Here is a 19823-nt window from a genome sequence, read left to right on the forward strand (position 1 = left end):
TTAGCATTAGATATGGAAACGCCTAACGCAGTGCATAATAGAAAAGGCCAGCTTCGAGAGCTGGCCTAATAACTGTCAACCTATATTAGGACGACACAAGCAGTATATATGCGCTAGTTGAGAGCGGACTCCAAAAAGGCCCACTGGTCGGCATACCCTTCTATTTGCATCCACGTTGGCGTACCCGCACCGTGACCAGCTCGAGTTTCAACACGAAGTAGAATTGGGTTATCGCAGCTTTGGTCAGCCTGTAGTTGAGCTGCAAATTTATAGCTATGCCACGGCACAACACGGTCATCGTGATCACCTGTAGTGACTAATGTAGCCGGGTAGCACGTGCCGGGCTTGGTGTTGTGAAGTGGCGAATAAGCATAAAGCGCTTCAAATTCGTCTTTGTTTTCACTTAACCCATAATCAGAGGACCATGCTCGCGCATTTGCACTAGGTGTGTGATAGCGAAGCATATCTAACACGCCAACTGCAGGTAAGGCAGCAGAAAAGAGATCCGGGCGCTGTGTTAAGGTCGCACCAACAAGCAAACCGCCATTCGAGCCACCTTGAATACCCATTTTCTCAGGCGTGGTGTAGCCACTTTCAACCAAATACTCACCCGCTGCGATAAAGTCATCAAATACGTTTTGCTTATCTAACTTAGTCCCAGCCTTGTGCCACTGTTGCCCATACTCACCACCACCACGTAAGTTAGCTATGGCCAGTACATTGCCCTGCTCTACCCATACCATGCGCGATACTGAATAGCGGGGCAGCAGTGAAATATTAAAACCACCATACCCGTACAGTAATGTTTTATTATTTCCATCTAGCTTCAAGCCTTTTTTATGCACAATAAACATGGGAACTTTTGTTCCATCTTTACTGGTGTAAAAAATTTGCTTTGTTTCGTAGTCATCATAATTAACACCTGTATCGATGGATTTAAATAATGATGACTCGCCGCTTTTTACGTCATACGCAAATACTTGGCCAGGGTTAGTGAACCCCGTAAGTTTATAGAACGTTGTATCGGCATTTTTGCTTCCGTAAAACCCGCTAACACTTCCAATATCATTAAACGCAATTTCATCTATTTTCTTGCCGTTTAAATCAAATACACTTACCTGCCCTTTTACATCTTTTAGATACTGAGCAAAAAGTTTTTCACCCAATAGCGAAACGCTCGACAAGGTATCAGATGTACTTTCAATTACGGTTTCCGTTGCTTTAACGCCACCATCGAAATCAACCTTAATAACCTTACCTCTAGGGGCATTTGCTGTAGATGTGAAAAATAACTCGTCGTCATGCTCGCCAATTAGGTCGTAACGGCCATCCCATTTGTCGAAAACCGGAACGAGCTCACTGTTATCATTTACCAGCGATTTAGCATAAACACCATTCGCCTGATATCCCTCGAACACAGAAATGAGCAGTGTTTTGCCATCTTGAACAACCGAAGGATAAGGGTTCCATGTAGGTTTATTGTCAAACGCAAAAACCTTTTTGTCTTCACTTTGCGCTGTACCTATTGCGTGAAAATAGATAGATACGGTTTGGCTATCATCATACTTACCAGCTTCATTTTGGGGGTAACGTGAATAGAAAAAGCCGCTTTCATCGGGCAACCACGCGATATTTGAAAACTTAATGCCTTTAATAGTGTCAGTTAAATCCGACTTCTTACTGGTGTCACGAACGTGAATAGTTTTCCAGTCTGTACCACCGTCAGAAAGCATGTAGGCCAAGAACGAGGCTTTAGGGCTTAGTTCAGTTGACGCCATAGACACTGTGCCATCTTCACTCAATGTATTTGGGTCAATCAGTACTTCAGGCTCACCGTTAACGCCGTCAGCCATATAAAGCACATATTGGTTTTGCAAGCCGTCGTTATAAGAATAAAACAGCTTGCCGTTTACCATATATGGCGTTGAGTATTTTTCGTAGTCCCACAGCGCTGTTAGACGTTCTTTGTATCTTTCTCTAGAGGGCAATTCAGCCAGGTAAGGACGAGCAAGGGTGTTTTGAGACTCAACCCAAGCACTTACCTCTTCGCTCTTTTCTTCTTCTAGCCAGCGGTATGGGTCGCTCACTACAGTGCCATGATAGTTGTCTTGCTGAGTCACAGTTTTGGTTTCTGGATAGTCGGACACTTTTGGCATGCCGCCACTTTGTGATTCACCTTGCACTGAACTAGTAGATTCGATATACGAGCTTGTACACGCCAAGGTTAAACCTGCTGATGCCGCTACTATGGCAGCGTATATTAGATTTTTCTTCATTTTTATTCCTTAAACGAAAAATGCCGGTTTCAACCGGCATTTTCTATTTAGCTTTCTGTCGTAACTTGCGTATGTTTTCGACCTTTAAACACGCTTTTAAGGTCATTTAAAATAAGGTACAGCGCTGGGACAAGCAGCAAGGTGATCACCGTGGCGAACAAAATACCGAAGGCCAATGAAATAGCCATTGGGATCACAACTTGAGCCTGTAAACTGCGCTCAAAAACAATTGGCATAAGCCCCATAAACGTTGTTAGTGAGGTGAGGATAATTGCTCTGAAACGCTGAGTACCTGCGCTAATAGCAGCATCCATTAGCGACATGCCTTCTTTGCGCGCACGGTTAACGAAATCCACCATGATCAAGCTGTCGTTAACTACAACCCCAGACAACGCAATTATGCCGCAGATAGAAAGTACGCTTACCGCCATACCTAATACCAAATGCCCCACAATGGCGCCTACGATACCAAAAGGTATAACCGACATAATGATGAAAGGCTGGCTGTACGATTTAAGCGGAATAGCAAGCAAGGTGTAAATGGCAAAGAGTGCAAATAAAAGCCCCTGCATTAGGCTGATCATAGCGTCAGCCTGCTCTTTCGAGTTACCTTGAAGCTGGAAGTCCACCTTGGGATACCGCGCTAATAGATCCGGCATCAGATTTTCAATCACATCATTGGTTACTTCTGACGGGTCAAGCAACGCTTTATCCACTGCACCAGTTACGGTTACCGAGCGTTTACCATCGACACGAATAATTGAATCAAAGCCCTGACCAACTGTAAATGTCGCCACCTGCTCAAACGGAATTTCTTGCCCATTTGGCGCGCGGATACGCATGTTTTCAAGATGCTCTATAGAGCTACGTTCCGTTTTCGGATAACGCACCATCACTTTGATTTCTTCATCGTCACGCTGGATACGCTGTACTTCCGCACCATAGAAACCAAAGCGAACCTGCTGACCTAAATCACGCAAAGAAATACCTAGCGCATCAGCCTGAGGTTTCAGTGCTAGCTGGATTTCTTCGCTTCCGCCTGAGAAGGTGTCGTTAATGTCGGTAACACCTTCGTATTTATCCAACGCTTCTTTAAGTTCATCACTTATCGAACGAAGGGCCTTAATATCGCTTGAGCTAAATTCAAAGCTCAGGTCTGAACCGCCACCAGGGCCACCCGGAGAGCTAATATTAAACGACTTAACACCTGGGATTTCTGGTAACTCTTGACGCCACATGTCTTGAATTTCAAAGTCTGTCAGCGTACGCGTTTCACCTTTGGTAAGCTCTGCGAAAATCTCTCCCCCAAGGTTGCCATTGTCAAAGGCAATGGCGTGCTTTATAACGTTTTCACCCGACTCTTCAGCTACTTTGTCGTCCATGCGGTGCATGGCCTCGCGAAGCGTAGTCAGTACATTATCACGCTGTTCAAGCGATGAGCCTGGCTCAAGCTCGAAACTTGCAATCATAAAATCGCTAGGAATATTCGGGAAAAATACAAAACGTACAATACCACCACCGAACAGGCCTACTGTGAGGATCAGCATAGCCATAAACACAGCAACCGTGGTGTAGCGATTTCGTACAGCTGTAGCCAAAAATGGCGCGTATTTATTGTTTATAAACGTCTTAATACCTTCGCTGAAGAAATCTCGGAACTTTTGAAATCTATTCGCCTTTTCAGGATCGTAAGGCTTAAGCTTCATGTGTACCAAGTGAGCCGGCAATATTAGTTTGGACTCAATGAGCGAGAAAATAAGGCACACGATAACCACCATACCGATGGTTTTCCAAATAATTCCAAACGGTCCAGATACCATCAGCATGGGCGAGAATGCGGCAATGGTTGTCAACACGCCAAATGTCGCTGGCATAGCGACCTTTTTGACGCCCGCTATCACGTTTTCAGTGCTATGGCCTTTTTTGTCTATTTCAGAATACGCCGATTCCCCCATGATAATGGCGTCGTCAACCACAATACCCAGCACAAGAATAAACGCGAACAGGCTAAGCATGTTGATAGACACACCAACCATATCTAGCGGCATAACTAACAAGGTGCCAAGAAAACAAACCGGCAAGCCCACAATGACCCAAAACGCGAGCTTAATTTTTAAAAACAAAGAAAGTACCAAGAAAACCAGCAGCGCGCCGAAGAACATGTTTTCCAGCATCATGTTGAGTCGGTCAGCTAAGTAGAACGAACTGTCGCCCCACGTATCAGCTGTAATATGCGCCGGAAATTCCGATTTCTGACTCTCAATATAGGTATTAACTTGCTCAGAGATTTCTAATGCGTTTTGATCACCTACCGCACGCACTCGCAAACTAACAGCGGGTTTATCGTCGAATAGCGCATATTGGTTATTTTCAATAAAACCATCGTTGATATACGCCACATCACCTAATGTCACGCGCGTGCCGTTACCGTTTGTTACTAATACAATCTGCGAGAAATCCCAACCAGTATAGGCTTGCCCTTTCGTTCTAAGCAGAATATCGCCATTTTCAGTGCGAATTGAGCCGCCGGGTAAGTCGACGCTGGTTTGACTTAAACGCGCAACGACATCGGCGAATGTAAGGTTGTATTTTTGCAAATCAACTTCCGAAAGCTCAACGGAAATCTCATAGTCCCTTGCCCCAACAACTTGAACACTTGAAATACCAGGTAGGTTAGCAATGTCGTCGCGCAAATCTTTGGCAAACTCTTTTAACTCCCGTTCAGACGCGTCACCGTAAACCGAGAGCCAAATTACGTCTTGTTGTATTTTTTGACGGTAAATAACGGGCTTTTCAGTGTCTGCGGGGAAGCTCGGAATAGCGTCAACTTGTACTTTTACTTCATCAAGTAAAGATTGAACATCATAGTCTTCTTCCACCTGAATACTTACCGTACCCATACCTTCAACGGCTGTGGAATTAAGCTGCTTAATACCCTCTAAGTCTTTAATTGACTCTTCAATTTTAAGCAGTACGCCCTCTTCTACTTCCTGAGGTGCGGCCCCCAAATACGGTACGCGAACATTAATAACGTCTATCTCGAAATTGGGAAATACTTGCTTCTGAATACTGAAGGCACCAAATAATCCGCCAACTACAAGCAACCACATCAGAAGGTTTGCAGCTACGCTGTTACGCGCGAACCAGGCAATAAGCCCTTTATTGGTATCAATACGGCTCATTCGCTATCACCTTCCGTGGACGTGCTCTCTACTTTATCGTTATCTTCGCTAGCATCCGATTCAGCGGCATCAGATAGCACTGGCTCATCACCTGGTAGACGAACCTTCATGCCATTATACGGGTTTGGTACGGCACTTCTCACTACCAGGCTTCCATGCTCAATACCAGAACGAATAAACACTTCTTTAGCGGTTGTACGCGCAACCTCAACAGGCTTTATTTCAATCTCACGATTGTCGTTAACAGTCAGTACGGTATTGTCTAAACGTAAAATGCTACGAGGCAACACCACCAATTCTTCATTCTGACGAGACGTGATTTCTGCTTCTACAAACTGACCAAAACGAAGGGGGGCATTATGTGAAGATTTCAGATTGTAAGGATCTTGTACTTCCACAATGGCATATACTACTCGGCTGCCCGTATCTAAGATACCTTCTGAACGCACCAGTTTACCTTCCCAAGTACGTTTCACACCGCCCACAGAGGCCGTTAACGAAACCGGAGCGCCGTCATTGGACTGTCCGGCAATATTGATAAACATTAAGTCGCTGTCAGTAATAGGCAGCCTGACTTCTGCAGTATCGGTGGAGTAAACGGTACCAAGTACTGCGCCCATCGATACAAACTGACCCAGGTCAATATTACGTTCAACCACAATGCCATTATAAGGGGCTGTAATTTGCGTTCTTGCCAAGTTGCGTTTTGCGCGCTCTAGTTTGGCTTCTGCAGCTTTAACGTTTGCTTGTTCTTTTGCCAGTTGCGGCTTACGTAAACCCAACTCAGGCGGTGCAACGCTACTTACCGATCGCCATTCTTGCTCTGCTACTTTGCCGCGAGCTATTTCTTCTTGAAGCGCTGCTTGCGCTTGAGCTAATTCAGCCTCTGCAAGCTTAAGATCCGTGCGATAATCATCTTGTTCAAGTGTTGCCAGCACATCCCCTTTTTTGAACGTACCGCCAGCTATAAATACATCAGACAAACTCACTACTTGGCCACTGACCTGCGCACTTAACGCAGTTTTATTTCGCGGAACAACGTTACCCTGAGATTTTACGATAAAGCTCACGGCCTCTGCTGTTGCTTCTTTCGCTTCAACCAAAAAAGCAGGAATTTCCACGGGTACTTGCTCTGGTGGCTTACGTGATTTGATCATGACTGTCGCGGCGATAAACGCGACCAAAACTATGATTAGTGGAATGCCACTTTTCATCAAGATGGAGTTTTTCATTTACTATCCCTAGGAACGAAGGAAATCCACGCGAGTGAAACGGACGCAACGATGTATTGCACTTTCACATACCACCTGATAACCCACGAAAATCTATTATTATTGTTTCAACACTAGTGTACTGATTTGTGGTTATTGTGCCCACTTAAGATTGTTAAATTTTGTGTCTGTTAATTGTTTTTAAAATACACATAAAAATCAGCCGCCCTAATATAAAAAATTATCAAAAGAATACAAAGTAAGATTGATAATTATCAGATTTTCGTTGATTATTTAATCACTCATTGGTTATGAGTTAACCGGCGGTTGTTATTTGAGCTTAGTCTTTAATGCGAAGTAGCCTCGGGAATGATTTCGCTACGTTGAAGGGAAAACACATTATGAGTCTTAAGAAACAATACCTTAAATCAAAACCTCTGTGCAAAGTGACATTTCGACTAAATGCGGAAGCGGCGCAAGACGCCAAAGAAGCAGCGTTGTGTGGTGACTTTACTGACTGGAAATCACAGCCACTAACGATGAAGAAACTGAAAAGTGGAGACTTTACGTTAACGGTGGATTTAGAGAAGGATCACGAGTACCAGTTTCGCTATCTCATCGATGGTGAAAAATGGGAAAACGATTGGGAAGCAGATGCTTATATTCCCTCACCTGTGAGCATAGAAGACAACTCAGTGGTGCGCGTTTAAATTATTGTTCCATTAAAAAACATACCCGTAACTACTCTAGGTATTTTATAACAATTCCCTACAAAAAAGGCTGCGTATACGCAGCCTTTTGTCTTTAATTTGTTAAGCCTTAAAATTCGATTTACAACGAATTTTCCAGCTCTGGAAGTACATCAAACAAGTCGCCTACTAACCCGTAATCTGCAACCTGGAAGATTGGCGCTTCCTCATCTTTGTTGATAGCAACAATGACTTTAGAGTCTTTCATACCTGCAAGGTGTTGAATAGCGCCCGAGATACCTACCGCGATATAAAGCTGAGGCGCAACAATTTTACCTGTTTGACCTACCTGCATATCATTAGGAACGAACCCTGCGTCTACCGCAGCGCGCGACGCACCGATCGCAGCACCAAGCTTGTCGGCAATGCCTTCAAGAAGCTTGAAGTTGTCACCGTTTTGCATACCACGGCCACCTGAAATTACCACTTCTGCTGCAGTTAATTCAGGTCGCTCAGACTCAGTCAGCTCTGCCGATACGAAATCAGACTTATCACTGCCTTTTACAACGTCCACTGCTGCAACTTCTGCGCTGCCGCCTGTTGTTGCAGCATCAAATGATGCAGCTCGTACAGTAATGACCTTCTTCGCGTCAGATGATTGTACGGTAGCAATAGCGTTACCTGCGTAAATTGGGCGTACAAACGTGTCTTCACTCTCTACACCAATGATGTCAGAGATTTGCGCTACGTCTAATAAAGCCGCTACGCGAGGCATGAAGTTCTTACCTGTCGTGGTTGCAGCAGCAACAATGTGGCTGTAGTCAGCAGCAAGTTCTACAACTAGATCAGCCGTATTCTCAGCAAGCTGATGCTTGTAAGCAGCATTGTCAGCAACAAGTACTTTTGCAACACCGTCAATTTGCGCCGCAGCTTCAGCTACTGCTTGGCAACCTTCACCTGCGACTAGCACGTGAATATCGCCACCCATTTTCTGCGCGGCATTCACAAGCTTATGCGTTTCAGTCTTTAAGCTTGCATTATCGTGTTCTGCATATACGAGTACGCTCATGAAATCACCTTTGCTTCATTTTTTAACTTGTCTACCAACTCAGCAACATCTGCCACTTTAATGCCACCCTCGCGCTGAGGCGGAGGCGTCACTTTTAGCACCTTAACGTTTGAGTCAAGTGAAACACCAAAATCCGCAGCCGCTTTAACGTCTAACGGTTTGCGCTTTGCTTTCATGATATTAGGAAGCGATGCATAACGCGGCTCGTTCAAGCGAAGATCTGTGGTTACTACCGCTGGAAGCGAAAGTGCAACAGTTTGAAGACCGCCGTCAATTTCACGGGTTACATTTACTTTTTCGCCGTCAACAACGACTTCTGACGCAAAAGTCCCCTGCGGCATACCAGTAAGTGCTGCAAGCATCTGTCCTGTTTGGTTATTGTCAGAGTCGATACTCTGCTTACCAAGAATAACAAGCTGTGGTTGCTCTTCTTCAACTACTTTAGATAACAGCTTTGCCACTTGAAGTGAATCAAGATTTTGGTCGGTATCGATTTGAATACCACGGTCAGCACCTAGGGCTAATGCTGTACGTATTTGTTCTTGGCAGCTCTTATCACCAATTGAAACAACAACGATTTCAGTGGCCACACCTTTTTCTTTTAATCGAACGGCTTCTTCAACAGCAATTTCGCAAAAAGGGTTAATGGCCATTTTTGCGTTGGTAAGATCTACGCCAGACTCATCGGCCTTCACTCTTACCTTAACGTTGTAGTCGATCGCGCGTTTGACCGGTACGAGTATTTTCATATTTACCTCAATTGTTGAGTTCGTCGGTGTCTATTACGTTTCATTAATAATTAACTATTAATAATTAAAAACGTATTACTTCACCACGCTTTTTGAAACTTTAACAATGTGCTCTACGTTAAAAAAGAATCCGTGGAACGTACGTTTTTTTAAAGGCTAGCCTTAAAACGCCGTTAACACCACGTTTACGAGCAGTTATAATACACTGCCAGTTAACGTTAACGTAAACTGCTTTGCAATGTACTTACTGTTGACGTAAACGTCAACCTGCATTACCTTGCAAAACGACAATTAATTTACATGTTTTTGACACAAAGCATTATTTGTTTCATCAATAGTGCATTATAAAAATACAAACATAAGGAGCCTCCCGTGGAACGAGAATCGATGGAGTTTGACGTAGTCATCGTCGGTGCCGGCCCAGCTGGATTATCAACGGCTTGTAAGCTTATGCAGCTTGCAAATGAAAAAGACCAAGAGCTAATGGTTTGTGTGGTCGAAAAAGGCTCCGAGGTAGGTGCACACATTCTTTCTGGTGCCGTGTTTGAGCCGCGCTCACTAAACGAACTTTTCCCTGATTGGAAAGAAAAAGGTGCACCTCTCAATACACCCGTAACTGAAGACCACATTTACCTACTTAATGATGAGACTTCAGCGAAAAAGTTACCTAACGCTATTACTCCGAAAACCATGCACAACGATGGCAACTATATTGTGTCTATGGGTAATGTGTGTCGCTGGTTGGCAGAACAAGCTGAACAACTAGGTGTTGAAGTATTCCCTGGCTTTGCGGCCTCTGAAGTCATTTACAATGAAGATGGTAGTGTTGGCGGTGTACTTACCGGCGACATGGGCGTGGGTGAAAACGGCGAACCTAAAGACGGTTACATGCCAGGTATGGAACTACGCGCTAAATACACAGTGTTTGCAGAAGGCTGTCGCGGTCACTTAGGAAAAGACCTCATTTCGCACTTTAAGCTGGACGAAGACAGTTCACCGCAACATTATGCCATTGGCTTTAAAGAGATTTGGGATATAGACCCATCCAAGCACCAGCCAGGGCTTGTGGTTCACAGTGCAGGCTGGCCACTTGACGATGCAACAGGCGGTAGCTATTTATACCACGCTGAAGATAACCAAGTGTTCGTTGGCCTAATCGTAGACCTAAACTACGACAATCCATACCTAAGCCCGTTTGATGAATTTCAACGCCTAAAGCACCACCCCGTATTTAAACAGTACCTTGAAGGCGGTAAACGTGTCTCTTATGGCGCAAGAGCTATCGCTAAAGGTGGGTTTAACTCGTTGCCTAAAATGACCTTCCCAGGTGGTTTACTCGTCGGCTGTGAAGCCGGAACGCTAAACTTTGCCAAAATTAAAGGTAATCACACGGCCATGAAGTCGGGCATGCTTGCAGCAGAGAGTATTTTTGAAGCCATTTCAGAAAATGCTGAGGCACCAGTAAAAGAGTTAACAAGCTTTACAGAGAAATTTAAATCATCGTGGCTATACGACGAATTGTTCCGCTCTCGTAACTTTGGCCCCGCTATCCACAAACTCGGAAATTTCTGGGGTGGCGCATTTAACACGCTAGAGCAAAATATCTTTAATGGTAATTTGTTTTTCACCATGAAAGACGAACATAAAGACTACGCACAGCTTAAAGAAGCGAAAGATGCAAAAGAGATTTCATATCCTAAGCCAGATGGCGTGTTAAGCTTTGATAAACTGTCTTCTGTATTTTTATCTAATACAAATCACGAAGAAGACCAGCCTTGCCACTTAAAATTAAAAGATCCGTCTATTCCTTTGCAGGTTAATTTACCTAAATTTGCAGAGCCAGCACAGCGCTACTGCCCTGCTGGTGTATATGAAGTAATTGAAGAGGAAGGTGAAAAACGGTTCCAAATTAATGCACAAAACTGTGTTCACTGTAAAACCTGCGACATAAAAGACCCAAGTCAAAATATTAAATGGGTAGTTCCGGAAGGTGCCGGCGGACCAAATTACCCGAACATGTAATTTAAAGTATTAATTTGCTATTTAACGGATATTTTTAAAAAGCGAGCTTGGCTCGCTTTTTTTTTGTGCTACTTTTATTTATTATCCAATAGAAATTAAGTACAACGTATTAAGGTTAATTAATGAGCGATTTTTTAGATATTTTAACCCATGGAAGACGTTTACAAGGTGCTGTTAAGGAATTAAGCATTGAAGAACTTGAACAAGTTCAAGAAAAACTTAGCGGTATAATTGAGAAAAGAAAAGAAAAATTAGTAGAACAAGAAAAGCTTGAGAAAGAAAAATTAGAGAAGCTCGCTGCTATTAAAAAGCAAATGGAAGAAGCGGGTTTAAATGTTGAAGATCTACAGGCATTAAATGTAGAAACAAACAAAAAGGTTGGCAAAAAACGTCCGGTTAAATACAAGCTTGTTGATAGCAAGGGTGAAGAACACCTTTGGACAGGTATAGGACGCATGCCTCGCGTTTATAAAGAAGCGCTAGATAGCGGTAAGTCACTCGACGATTACGCCATTAATTAATTGAAATTGTGAATTAAACAAGGCCTGTTTTTACAGGCCTTATTTTGTTTGAACAGCATGTTCAGAAACGGATAAGTATATTGTGAAGTTGAACTACAAACTTTCGGAATGCGCTTCTACCTCTCCCTGGCTGATTCTCATTCATGGACTATTTGGAAATGCCGATAATTTAGCCGGCATTAAGCGCCACTTTGAGTCTAATTACAACGTGATCAGCATTGATCTGCCTGACCACGGTGAATCCCCATGGACATCTTCATTTTCTGTCGACGATGCTGCAAATGGGGTGTTCGAGATTATGCAATCGCTTAATATTAGAGAAAGCGCGGTTTTAGGCCACTCATTAGGCGGCAAAGTAGCCATGAGATTAGCCTTAAACCACGGCGACGTTGTTTCTCACCTCATTGTCGCCGATATTGCACCAGTATCTTACGACCATAGTCACCAAACCGTATTTGATGGACTCAAGGCCGTTCCCTTAGATGCAATTCAAAGTAGAAAAGATGCTGAAAAAGAAATGGCTAAACATGTGAAAGAGCCAGGCGTTCGACAATTCTTATTGAAGAGCCTATATCAAGATGAAAATGGCGATTGGAAATGGCGTTTTAATGTCGATGGATTAATTGCAAGTTATTCACACATTATTGATTGGGAACAAACAAATCAAACATTTGATGGCGTAACCTTATTCATCAAGGGCAGTGAGTCTGATTATATTACGCCAGCCTATCGCGATGAAATAACGCGTTATTTTCCCAAGGCTAAAGCACATGTAATAGAAGGTACTGGCCACTGGTTACATGCAGAAAAGCCAGCGGTCTTTAACGCCGTTGTAGAAAGAACGCTCAATAAATCGTCTTAAAGAAGGGTTTTCATCATCATTTAAGATGAGAATGACTATTATTACCTATTTTTGAACGTTTTAGGCTCTTACAGGCGTATATACTGTGATATAGTTGCGCCAGATTTTTTTAAGTAACAACACTATGCTTGCAGAAAATTACGAACTCATTGAGTCCATCATGCTGTATGGCGGCTTATCTATCCTTTTTGGGTTGATGGGTTTTGCTGTACACGATGTACTGCGTAAGAACGATGTGCCACTTATTGGACGAGTGGTAACGTACGGTGTGCTAGGTTTAGGCGCATTAGGGTTTCTTGCGAAGGGCATTATTGAATGGTTTTGGCTAAGCACAGGCGTTTAATTAGTAACGATTAATAGAGGTTAGATATGGCAAGCGTTGGCCTATTTTTCGGAAGTGACACGGGTAATACCGAACATGTTGCGAAAATGATCCAGAAGGAATTGGGTAAACAGCTAATTGATGTTAAAGACATTGCCAAGAGCAGTAAAGAAGACATCGCTGAATTTGATTTGCTTATCTTTGGTATCCCTACGTGGTACTACGGTGAAGCGCAATGCGATTGGGATGATTTCTTTCCTGAACTAGAGCAAATTGACTTCAACGACAAGCTAGTTGCTATTTTTGGTTGTGGAGACCAGGAAGACTATGCAGAGTACTTCCTAGACGCGATGGGCATGGTACGTGACATCGTTGAAGCCAAAGGTGCGATTTTAGTAGGTCAATGGTCAACTGAAGGCTACGACTTTGAAGCGTCTAAAGGCATGGCTGACGACAATCACTTTGTTGGCTTGGGTATTGACGAAGACCGTCAACCAGAACTAACTGACTCGCGCGTTAAAGCGTGGTGCAAGCAAATTCACGATGAACTTTGCTTGGCAGAACTTGCTTAAGCACAACTGCGAAGAAGAATACAAAAACCGCTCTGATGAGCGGTTTTTTTTTAAATAATTAATCAGCAGCGCCTGCTGTCAGCTACGCTATTCAGCGATTACAGGTGAAACCGCTCTACTGCTTTTCTCAAGCTCTCAGTTTGCGCATCCAACAACATTGTCGACTCGTTCGACTGGCGCGTGCTTTGCGCACTGGAGTCGGCTAGTGCAACTATGCGGTTCAAACTTTTCGCAACATCACCAAGTAAAACATCTTGTTGTTCGGTATCGGCCACAATGTGTTCGTTAATATCGCTTAACCGCTCAATGATTTCTCTAATACTCTCTACTTGTTGAGATACTTGCTGGGTAATTTCCACCCCTTCTTGCGCTTGTTCGCGCCCTGCATTAATAGCTTTTACTGCCTGCGCAGCATCTTTTTGTAAGTTCCCAATCATCTGCTCAATTTCTTCCGTAGAGTCATGGGTGCGGTTGGCTAGCGTTCGCACTTCATCCGCAACAACCGCAAAGCCTCTACCTTGTTCACCAGCTCTTGCAGCTTCAATGGCTGCATTCAATGCTAACAAGTTGGTTTGCTCTGCAATCGTTTTAATCACGTCTAAGATACTGCCAATATTGCGAGAGTTGTCGTCCAAACGATTAATGATCTGCGCCGAAGACTCCGCCTGTTTGGCTTGATTACCCACCTGCTGACTGCTTTTTTGTACCAATTGACCAATGTCTGTACTTTGCTTTGTTATATCGCGTAGGGCGTCCATTGCTTCATTAATTTGGGCGAGGTTGCTGCGGCTTTTTTCCTGTACATGTTTTGTATTCGTAGACGTTACCGTTACTTGCTCACGTTGCTTGTCTACCTCAGATAAGCTCTTATTACCCAGCTCTACGCTTTCTTTTGTAATGTCTATAAGGCGTTTTTCTTGCTCTAATATATTGCCCACTAGCTCTCGTAAACTATCGGTTAGGCTGTTCACTTTTGCGGAAAGGGCAGAAAACTCGTCATTGCCCTCTTGAGGCAATTTGGTGCTTAAATCCCCTTTACTTAGCTGACTTAAGCCTTTATTGATACGGCCAAGGGGCTTGGAAATACTACGGGTTACAATAACCGCTAAAAATATTGCAGCAACCAAGCCCAGTGCCGCGACAATGATATTGCGCACAAGGTTGGCCTGAACAGATTCAAGAATGGCGTTCTGCCCATCAAGAGATTGCTTCTGGACAGCGTCAAACAAAGTATTAATGTCGGCAAGTGCGGTTTCTAACGCTTCTTTTGCTTCCTTCTGAGCTTTCGCCGCTTTGTCTACTTCAGAAAGTTTTTGTCGCTGCAAAGCAATTAATCCATTTGTGCCGTTTACCGCTTCCATCAGTAAATCATACTGTTCGTTAAAAGAAGCTATCGTACCGCCATCATCTACCCCTGTGGCCAAACGATTTACATAGTCTTTATCTACCTGCAAATTACTCAATTGGTATTCTAAATCTTCAATAATACTCGCACTTTGCGTAGCGTTATCGGTTTCAGCCAGTTCAATGAATGAATCATTCATTGTGAGCAATTTGTTGTCTATTGCAGTACCCGCACCAATTAGCGTTTCAATACTGGGGTTATTTCCCTCTAAATAGGAAAGATCTAGCATTAACGCACTAGCCTCATCGGCCGTCATTAAGACTTTTTCAAGCTGTGCAGCAAGAGCCTTCTCGATATTCATTCGCTCGTTGATAGCGGTATACATGTCGTTACTACTATTAACGTAGGCTAGACTAACGTCGACAGCGTTAATGGCTACCGCGTTATTTGGCATAAGTGAGTTTAAACGAGACAAGTCGTCAGAGAATGCGGAAGATAAAGTATCAAACGTCTCTTTGTTTGCGACCAGCTCTTCTCTATTTTCGACATGATATCCGTTGGCAGTAATCACTGATAAAGATAGGATCTCAGTCTTTACTTTTACCATGCTGGTCTGAACTGGCATCTTTTGCTCTACAACGTCTTGTGCAGAATCTTTTATTCCGCTAAGACCAAAATAGGAAAGAATACTGGTAAGTAATAATAAGCAGCCGAATAAGCCAAAGCCTAACGTGATTTTATTTATAATTGTTAACTGCATGGGCACTTCCACCAAAAAAACATGCCAAAAAATAAAAAGGGTTGTATCGCCTTTTTAAGTTTAGTTTAACAGGATGTTAATTCAATGCATCAAAAGTTTTATTTATTTTGCACATTTGTTAGATAAATCTTGCACTTACAATCTGGTCAGGCCAGACACCATGCGGGCTGTACCGAAGTAACAATTTTTATCGCACCAGGGCAATGGATAAATTTTCAGCGAGAAAACAAAGTTTCCACGGTTTTGCTTTTAAATTGTTTCAACTTACCTATAATAACCACCAAATACTTATTCACTCGTTCTTAGTAGGTTGTAATGGATCAAAATAAAGAATTGAAAAAAGCAGGGCTAAAAGTCACTCTGCCTCGCCTTAAAATTTTACAAATTCTGCAAGAGCCAGAAAACCAACACATCAGCGCTGAAGACGTTTACAAAATCCTTATCGAACAGGGTGAAGAAATTGGTCTTGCTACCGTGTACCGCGTGTTAAACCAATTTGATGATGCAGGCATTCTTAATCGCCACCATTTCGAAGGTGGAAAATCTGTATTTGAAATCAGTCACAAAGATCACCACGACCACCTTGTGTGTTTGAAGTGTGGCAAGGTCATTGAGTTTGAAGATGACATTATCGAAGAACGCCAAGAGATGATTGCAAAGCAACACAAGATGAAGCTAACGCATCACAGCCTTTATTTATACGGTGAGTGTACAGACGGTAACTGCGACAACTTACCTGAATAAGTAACAGTTTTATTCTAGCAAAAGGCCCGCTTTAAGCGGGCCTTTTTTCGTTACGCTTTAAACTTATATGCGTGGTAAGCCTTAATTGCTTTCTCCCACACGTCACCCACTTCCCCTGTGCCAATAGGTTTCCCGTCTACTTCAACTACCGGGGCAACTTCTTTGCTTGAAGAGGTTAACCATACTTCATCTGCCTCCAGCAACTCATCTTTGCTAAACCAAGTTTCAGTAACAACCAGGCCTGCCTGTTTAAATGCTTCAATTGCAATGGCGCGAGTAATACCGGGAAGAAGTTCATGGTTTAAGGGGGGCGTAGATATACATCCGTCTTTCACCATAAACACGTTGCATGAACTTGCCTCGGTTATCATACCTTCGCTGTTGTACAAAATAGTTTCGTTAACGCCTGCGTCAACACCTGCTTGGTAGTGCATTACATTGCCTAACAAGGATGTGGATTTGATATGGCAGCGTTGCCACCTTTTATCCTGTTGAAGCGCAACTTTGAAAGGCCTTGCTTCAGATTTTGCTGTAGGCTGTGGTGGCGCTATTTCAAAAGCAAACCCGAATACAGTGGGTGCTATATTCTTAGGGTATGCATGAAAACGTTTTGTATCGGTGCCACGGCTTACGTGGAAATAAACACCAATGTTTCCGCTTTCTATAAACGCTTTGTTTTTTTCGACCAAGCTGGACAAAATGTCTTGCCATTCTTCTGCTGAATAAGGGTTAGCGATTTCAATAGCTTTAAGGCCTTGCGCCATACGCGATGTGTGCCCCTTGAAGCCTACTGCGCTACCAGAATACGTTGGAATGACTTCATAAATACCATCACCAAAAAGGAAGCCTCTGTCCATCGGAGAAATTTTAGCCTCAGAAAGAGGCATATACTCACCGTTTAAAAACGCAATCGTCACAATATTTCTCCTTGTAGTCGTCGACGCCTACTTGTCATCAGTAGCCAGTCTGCCCTTGCTTCTTCTTCATGTTGAAAAACAAAATTCACTTTTTCGCCTGGCACGGCTTGGGCCAAGCGACTTATATCACAGGGGCTTACACAGCCAAGTTTTGGATAACCCCCTAATGTTTGTCTGTCGCGCATCATTACAATAGGCTGCCCGTCCCCGGGAACTTGAATTGCGCCTAAATGAATTGCCTCTGAGCGCATGTTTTCTATATCGGCTGTAACTGATTCACCGGTCAACCTAAAGCCCATGCGATCGACAGCTGATGAAACCGTATAGCTGCTTGTTTCAAACGTGCGTAAAGCAACAGCGCTAAAACTCGAAAACTGATACCCAGGAATAACCCGAATAGACTCTAAAAAACCATAGTTGTCTATGTGCTGCCGCGAGAGAGTGCGTATTCTAGCGGTGCTTTTAATTCTGCTGTTAGCTGAAATGTCGATGCAATCGCCATCTTTTAACGTGCATCCCTTACCATCCAACCCACCAAGTTGTTCGCGTACTACCGTACATGCACTCCCTACCGCTTTTGGCACATGCCAATTTCCACCTATTGCCAAATAGGCTTTGCTACCAAGTAGAGCGCTGCCAAACGTAATAGTTGCGCCTGCTGGTACGTGTTGACTCTGGTATGTTGCTTTAGCGTTTCCATCTACATCGAGTGAGGGCTCCCTGCCAGTCACAGCAATAATACAATCTTCATCAACCCGTAATCGCACTTCACCAATCGCTTCGAAGCATGGCGTACCGTCTAAATTGAAGGCGAGAAAATTGGCCCAATCATAGGCGTTACTATCCATAGGGCCTGATTCACAAAATCCATCCCGTTGCCGCCCTACTCGCCCGTTATCAATAATAAGGCTATACAGTCCCTTATTGAGTACTTCAATTTTCATCGTTCAACCTGCAATCCTGCTATATATTCCTGTTCAGTAACCGAAACGAACTTAACGACATCACCTGCTTTTAACCGCGCTTCACTTTGCTCTTCGCTGTGAATGAGCATGTCGAATGCCGTAAGCCCCAATAAATTCCATCCTCCTGGTGATTCACTGGGGTAAACGGCAGTTTGCCTGTCAGCGATTGCAACCGCACCTTTAGGTACGCGTTTGCGCGGTGTGCCTAGTCGCGCACATTTGAGCGCTTCTGGAATATCACCCATGTAGGCAAAGCCCGGAGAAAAACCCACTGCGTATACTTTATAAGTCGTGCTAGTGTGCAATTCGATAATCTCTTCAATAGACAGTGACGTTTTCTTACTCACTACACTTAAATCACTTGCATTAGGCGCACCGTACCAAACAGGAATTTCAATCACGGCGCTACTTTCATTCTCTTTTGCTTGCAAAGAGAATGATTGCAGGCTCATGTCTTCAGCGCTTAGATTACTTATGGCACGGTATACACCGTGGCTATCAATTAATGCCATATCAAAAATAATTAACAGGCTGTCATAAGAAGGCACACACTCACGCAGCCAAGCCCACGAATCGCTTCCCTTTTTGCTATCTATCGCTGCCAGCATGTGATGACAGGCATTATTCGCGTCGTCCAGGTTTGCGCCATCAAAGTACAAAATAATGGCGTCTGCACTTGCTGTAACTATTCGCTTAATGCGACCGAAAGCTTGCATCTACTGTCCTTGTTATTTAAACGGCTGTCAGTGCTTGGTTCTGAGTACTTAGTTTTAGATATACCACTCTCAGCACAACAATGGGTAACAGCCTCTTGTATTGTTCTTGTAAAATGTGTTTTTTATGAGGCAGGTTTATAGAAATGTTCTGATTTTCTTTGCAATATTCACCGCCCCTTTAGTATCACCATGTACACACAGAGAATCCGCTTCTATTGCAAGTGTTGCTCCCGAGGCTGTCGTTACTGTTCCCGATGATATAAGTTGTTTAGCTTGAAGCAATGCGTCGCTCTCGCTTAACACGGCACCTTCGATCAAGCGAGATTGCAGTAAACCTTCATCGGTATAACGCCTGTCTGAAAATGCTTCAAAATACAACGGCAGCCCCCACTCTTGCGCAGCTTCTTTAATCGCTGCATTTTGCGACGTAGCCTGTACCATTAGTGCGAGGGGCGAATTTAACGACTGCATATTTATTTCGGCTATGCTTTGCATTACTGTGCGCATGACAGCTGTATCTTTCATCATGTCATTGTAAAGGGCGCCATGAGGTTTCACATAGCTCACGTTGGCCCCACAAACCTTTGCCATTCCACTCAATGCACTTACTTGATATTGAATCATAGCGCTGAGTTCATCAGCAGCAATCGCCATACTTCTGCGACCAAATCCCTGTAAGTCTGGATAGGCTGGATGGGCACCTATGACCACGTCATGTTGTTTAGCTGACAGAATAGCCTGCTTCATGACTAACGGATCACCCGCATGAAAACCACATGCAATGTTGGCCTGATCAATTTCTGCCATAATGGCCGCTTCCACCGGCATAGACCATGCGCCAAAACTCTCACCTAAATCGCAATTTAACTTCATAATGGTTTAGCTCTTACGTTCATTCCAG

Annotated in this window: 17 protein-coding genes; 7 read left to right on the forward strand and 10 right to left on the reverse strand. The window is 43.6% G+C overall.

Annotated features, from left to right (window positions below; translation table 11 throughout):
* Nucleotides 1–113: 113 nt before the first annotated feature.
* Genes MHM99_RS10095 through MHM99_RS10105 form a run of 3 tightly spaced genes read right to left on the reverse strand, consistent with a single transcriptional unit; the run spans nt 114 to nt 6690 of the window.
* Complete coding sequence (locus MHM99_RS10095; RefSeq protein ID WP_080986410.1) at nt 114–2276, reverse strand: prolyl oligopeptidase family serine peptidase; 2163 nt, start codon at nt 2274–2276, stop codon at nt 114–116.
* A gap of 47 nt (nt 2277–2323) precedes the next feature.
* On the reverse strand, nt 2324–5458 hold the full coding sequence (locus MHM99_RS10100) for an efflux RND transporter permease subunit (RefSeq protein WP_049587288.1): 3135 nt from the start codon (nt 5456–5458) through the stop codon (nt 2324–2326).
* Entirely contained in the window at nt 5455–6690 is a 1236-nt protein-coding gene (locus tag MHM99_RS10105; protein ID WP_049587287.1) for an efflux RND transporter periplasmic adaptor subunit, read from the reverse strand. The genes MHM99_RS10100 and MHM99_RS10105 overlap by 4 nt, the downstream gene beginning before the upstream one ends.
* Nucleotides 6691–7070: 380 nt before the next feature.
* Here MHM99_RS10105 and MHM99_RS10110 point away from each other — a divergent pair, with 380 nt between their 5' ends.
* Nucleotides 7071–7379: an isoamylase early set domain-containing protein gene (locus MHM99_RS10110; RefSeq protein ID WP_014949733.1), complete on the forward strand. Its 309-nt coding sequence runs from the start codon at nt 7071–7073 to the stop codon at nt 7377–7379.
* A gap of 121 nt (nt 7380–7500) precedes the next feature.
* On the opposite strand, the gene MHM99_RS10115 is transcribed toward MHM99_RS10110, so the two are convergent.
* Nucleotides 7501–8427 (reverse strand): FAD-binding protein, encoded by a 927-nt coding sequence (locus tag MHM99_RS10115; protein WP_014976738.1) that lies wholly within the window; start codon nt 8425–8427, stop codon nt 7501–7503.
* Nucleotides 8424–9176, reverse strand: a complete 753-nt coding sequence (locus MHM99_RS10120) for an electron transfer flavoprotein subunit beta/FixA family protein (RefSeq protein WP_014949735.1) — start codon at nt 9174–9176, stop codon at nt 8424–8426. The genes MHM99_RS10115 and MHM99_RS10120 overlap by 4 nt, the downstream gene beginning before the upstream one ends.
* A gap of 372 nt (nt 9177–9548) precedes the next feature.
* Here MHM99_RS10120 and MHM99_RS10125 point away from each other — a divergent pair, with 372 nt between their 5' ends.
* The 5 genes from MHM99_RS10125 (at nt 9549) to fldA (ending at nt 13475) form a co-directional block, all read left to right on the forward strand.
* On the forward strand, nt 9549–11198 hold the full coding sequence (locus tag MHM99_RS10125) for an electron transfer flavoprotein-ubiquinone oxidoreductase (RefSeq protein WP_014976739.1): 1650 nt from the start codon (nt 9549–9551) through the stop codon (nt 11196–11198).
* Nucleotides 11199–11320: 122 nt separating this feature from the next.
* Complete coding sequence (locus tag MHM99_RS10130; RefSeq protein ID WP_014949737.1) at nt 11321–11719, forward strand: H-NS family nucleoid-associated regulatory protein; 399 nt, start codon at nt 11321–11323, stop codon at nt 11717–11719.
* Between the two features lie 82 nt (nt 11720–11801).
* Entirely contained in the window at nt 11802–12581 is a 780-nt protein-coding gene (locus MHM99_RS10135) for an alpha/beta fold hydrolase (protein ID WP_014976740.1), read from the forward strand.
* 124 nt (nt 12582–12705) lie between these two features.
* Entirely contained in the window at nt 12706–12924 is a 219-nt protein-coding gene (locus MHM99_RS10140; protein WP_012519093.1) for a DUF2788 domain-containing protein, read from the forward strand.
* Between the two features lie 26 nt (nt 12925–12950).
* The gene (fldA, locus tag MHM99_RS10145; protein ID WP_014949739.1) at nt 12951–13475 is read left to right on the forward strand and encodes a flavodoxin FldA; all 525 of its coding nucleotides are present in this window, start codon (nt 12951–12953) and stop codon (nt 13473–13475) included.
* A 98-nt stretch (nt 13476–13573) separates the two neighbouring features.
* Here fldA and MHM99_RS10150 read toward each other — a convergent pair whose 3' ends face one another.
* Nucleotides 13574–15580: a methyl-accepting chemotaxis protein gene (locus tag MHM99_RS10150; RefSeq protein ID WP_168463297.1), complete on the reverse strand. Its 2007-nt coding sequence runs from the start codon at nt 15578–15580 to the stop codon at nt 13574–13576.
* A 315-nt stretch (nt 15581–15895) separates the two neighbouring features.
* Between MHM99_RS10150 and fur the strand changes: the two genes are divergently transcribed.
* Nucleotides 15896–16324, forward strand: a complete 429-nt coding sequence (gene fur, locus MHM99_RS10155) for a ferric iron uptake transcriptional regulator (protein WP_014949741.1) — start codon at nt 15896–15898, stop codon at nt 16322–16324.
* 50 nt (nt 16325–16374) lie between these two features.
* On the opposite strand, the gene MHM99_RS10160 is transcribed toward fur, so the two are convergent.
* The 4 genes from MHM99_RS10160 to MHM99_RS10175 all read right to left on the reverse strand — a co-directional run bounded on the left by MHM99_RS10160 (nt 16375) and on the right by MHM99_RS10175 (nt 19795).
* Entirely contained in the window at nt 16375–17241 is an 867-nt protein-coding gene (locus MHM99_RS10160) for a D-amino acid aminotransferase (protein WP_049587284.1), read from the reverse strand.
* A complete protein-coding gene (locus MHM99_RS10165) occupies nt 17238–18185 on the reverse strand; it encodes a biotin-dependent carboxyltransferase family protein (protein ID WP_049587283.1) in 948 nt (315 codons plus the stop codon). Before MHM99_RS10165 ends, MHM99_RS10160 begins: the two co-directional genes overlap by 4 nt.
* Nucleotides 18182–18922, reverse strand: coding sequence for an allophanate hydrolase subunit 1 (locus tag MHM99_RS10170; RefSeq protein WP_049587281.1), 741 nt, complete (start codon nt 18920–18922; stop codon nt 18182–18184). The genes MHM99_RS10165 and MHM99_RS10170 overlap by 4 nt, the downstream gene beginning before the upstream one ends.
* Before the next feature lie 135 nt (nt 18923–19057).
* Nucleotides 19058–19795, reverse strand: a complete 738-nt coding sequence (locus MHM99_RS10175; RefSeq protein WP_049587280.1) for a 5-oxoprolinase subunit PxpA — start codon at nt 19793–19795, stop codon at nt 19058–19060.
* Nucleotides 19796–19823 lie beyond the last annotated feature (28 nt).

The organism is Alteromonas sp. MmMcT2-2, from assembly GCF_022348305.1.
GTDB classification, from domain to species: domain Bacteria; phylum Pseudomonadota; class Gammaproteobacteria; order Enterobacterales; family Alteromonadaceae; genus Alteromonas; species Alteromonas macleodii.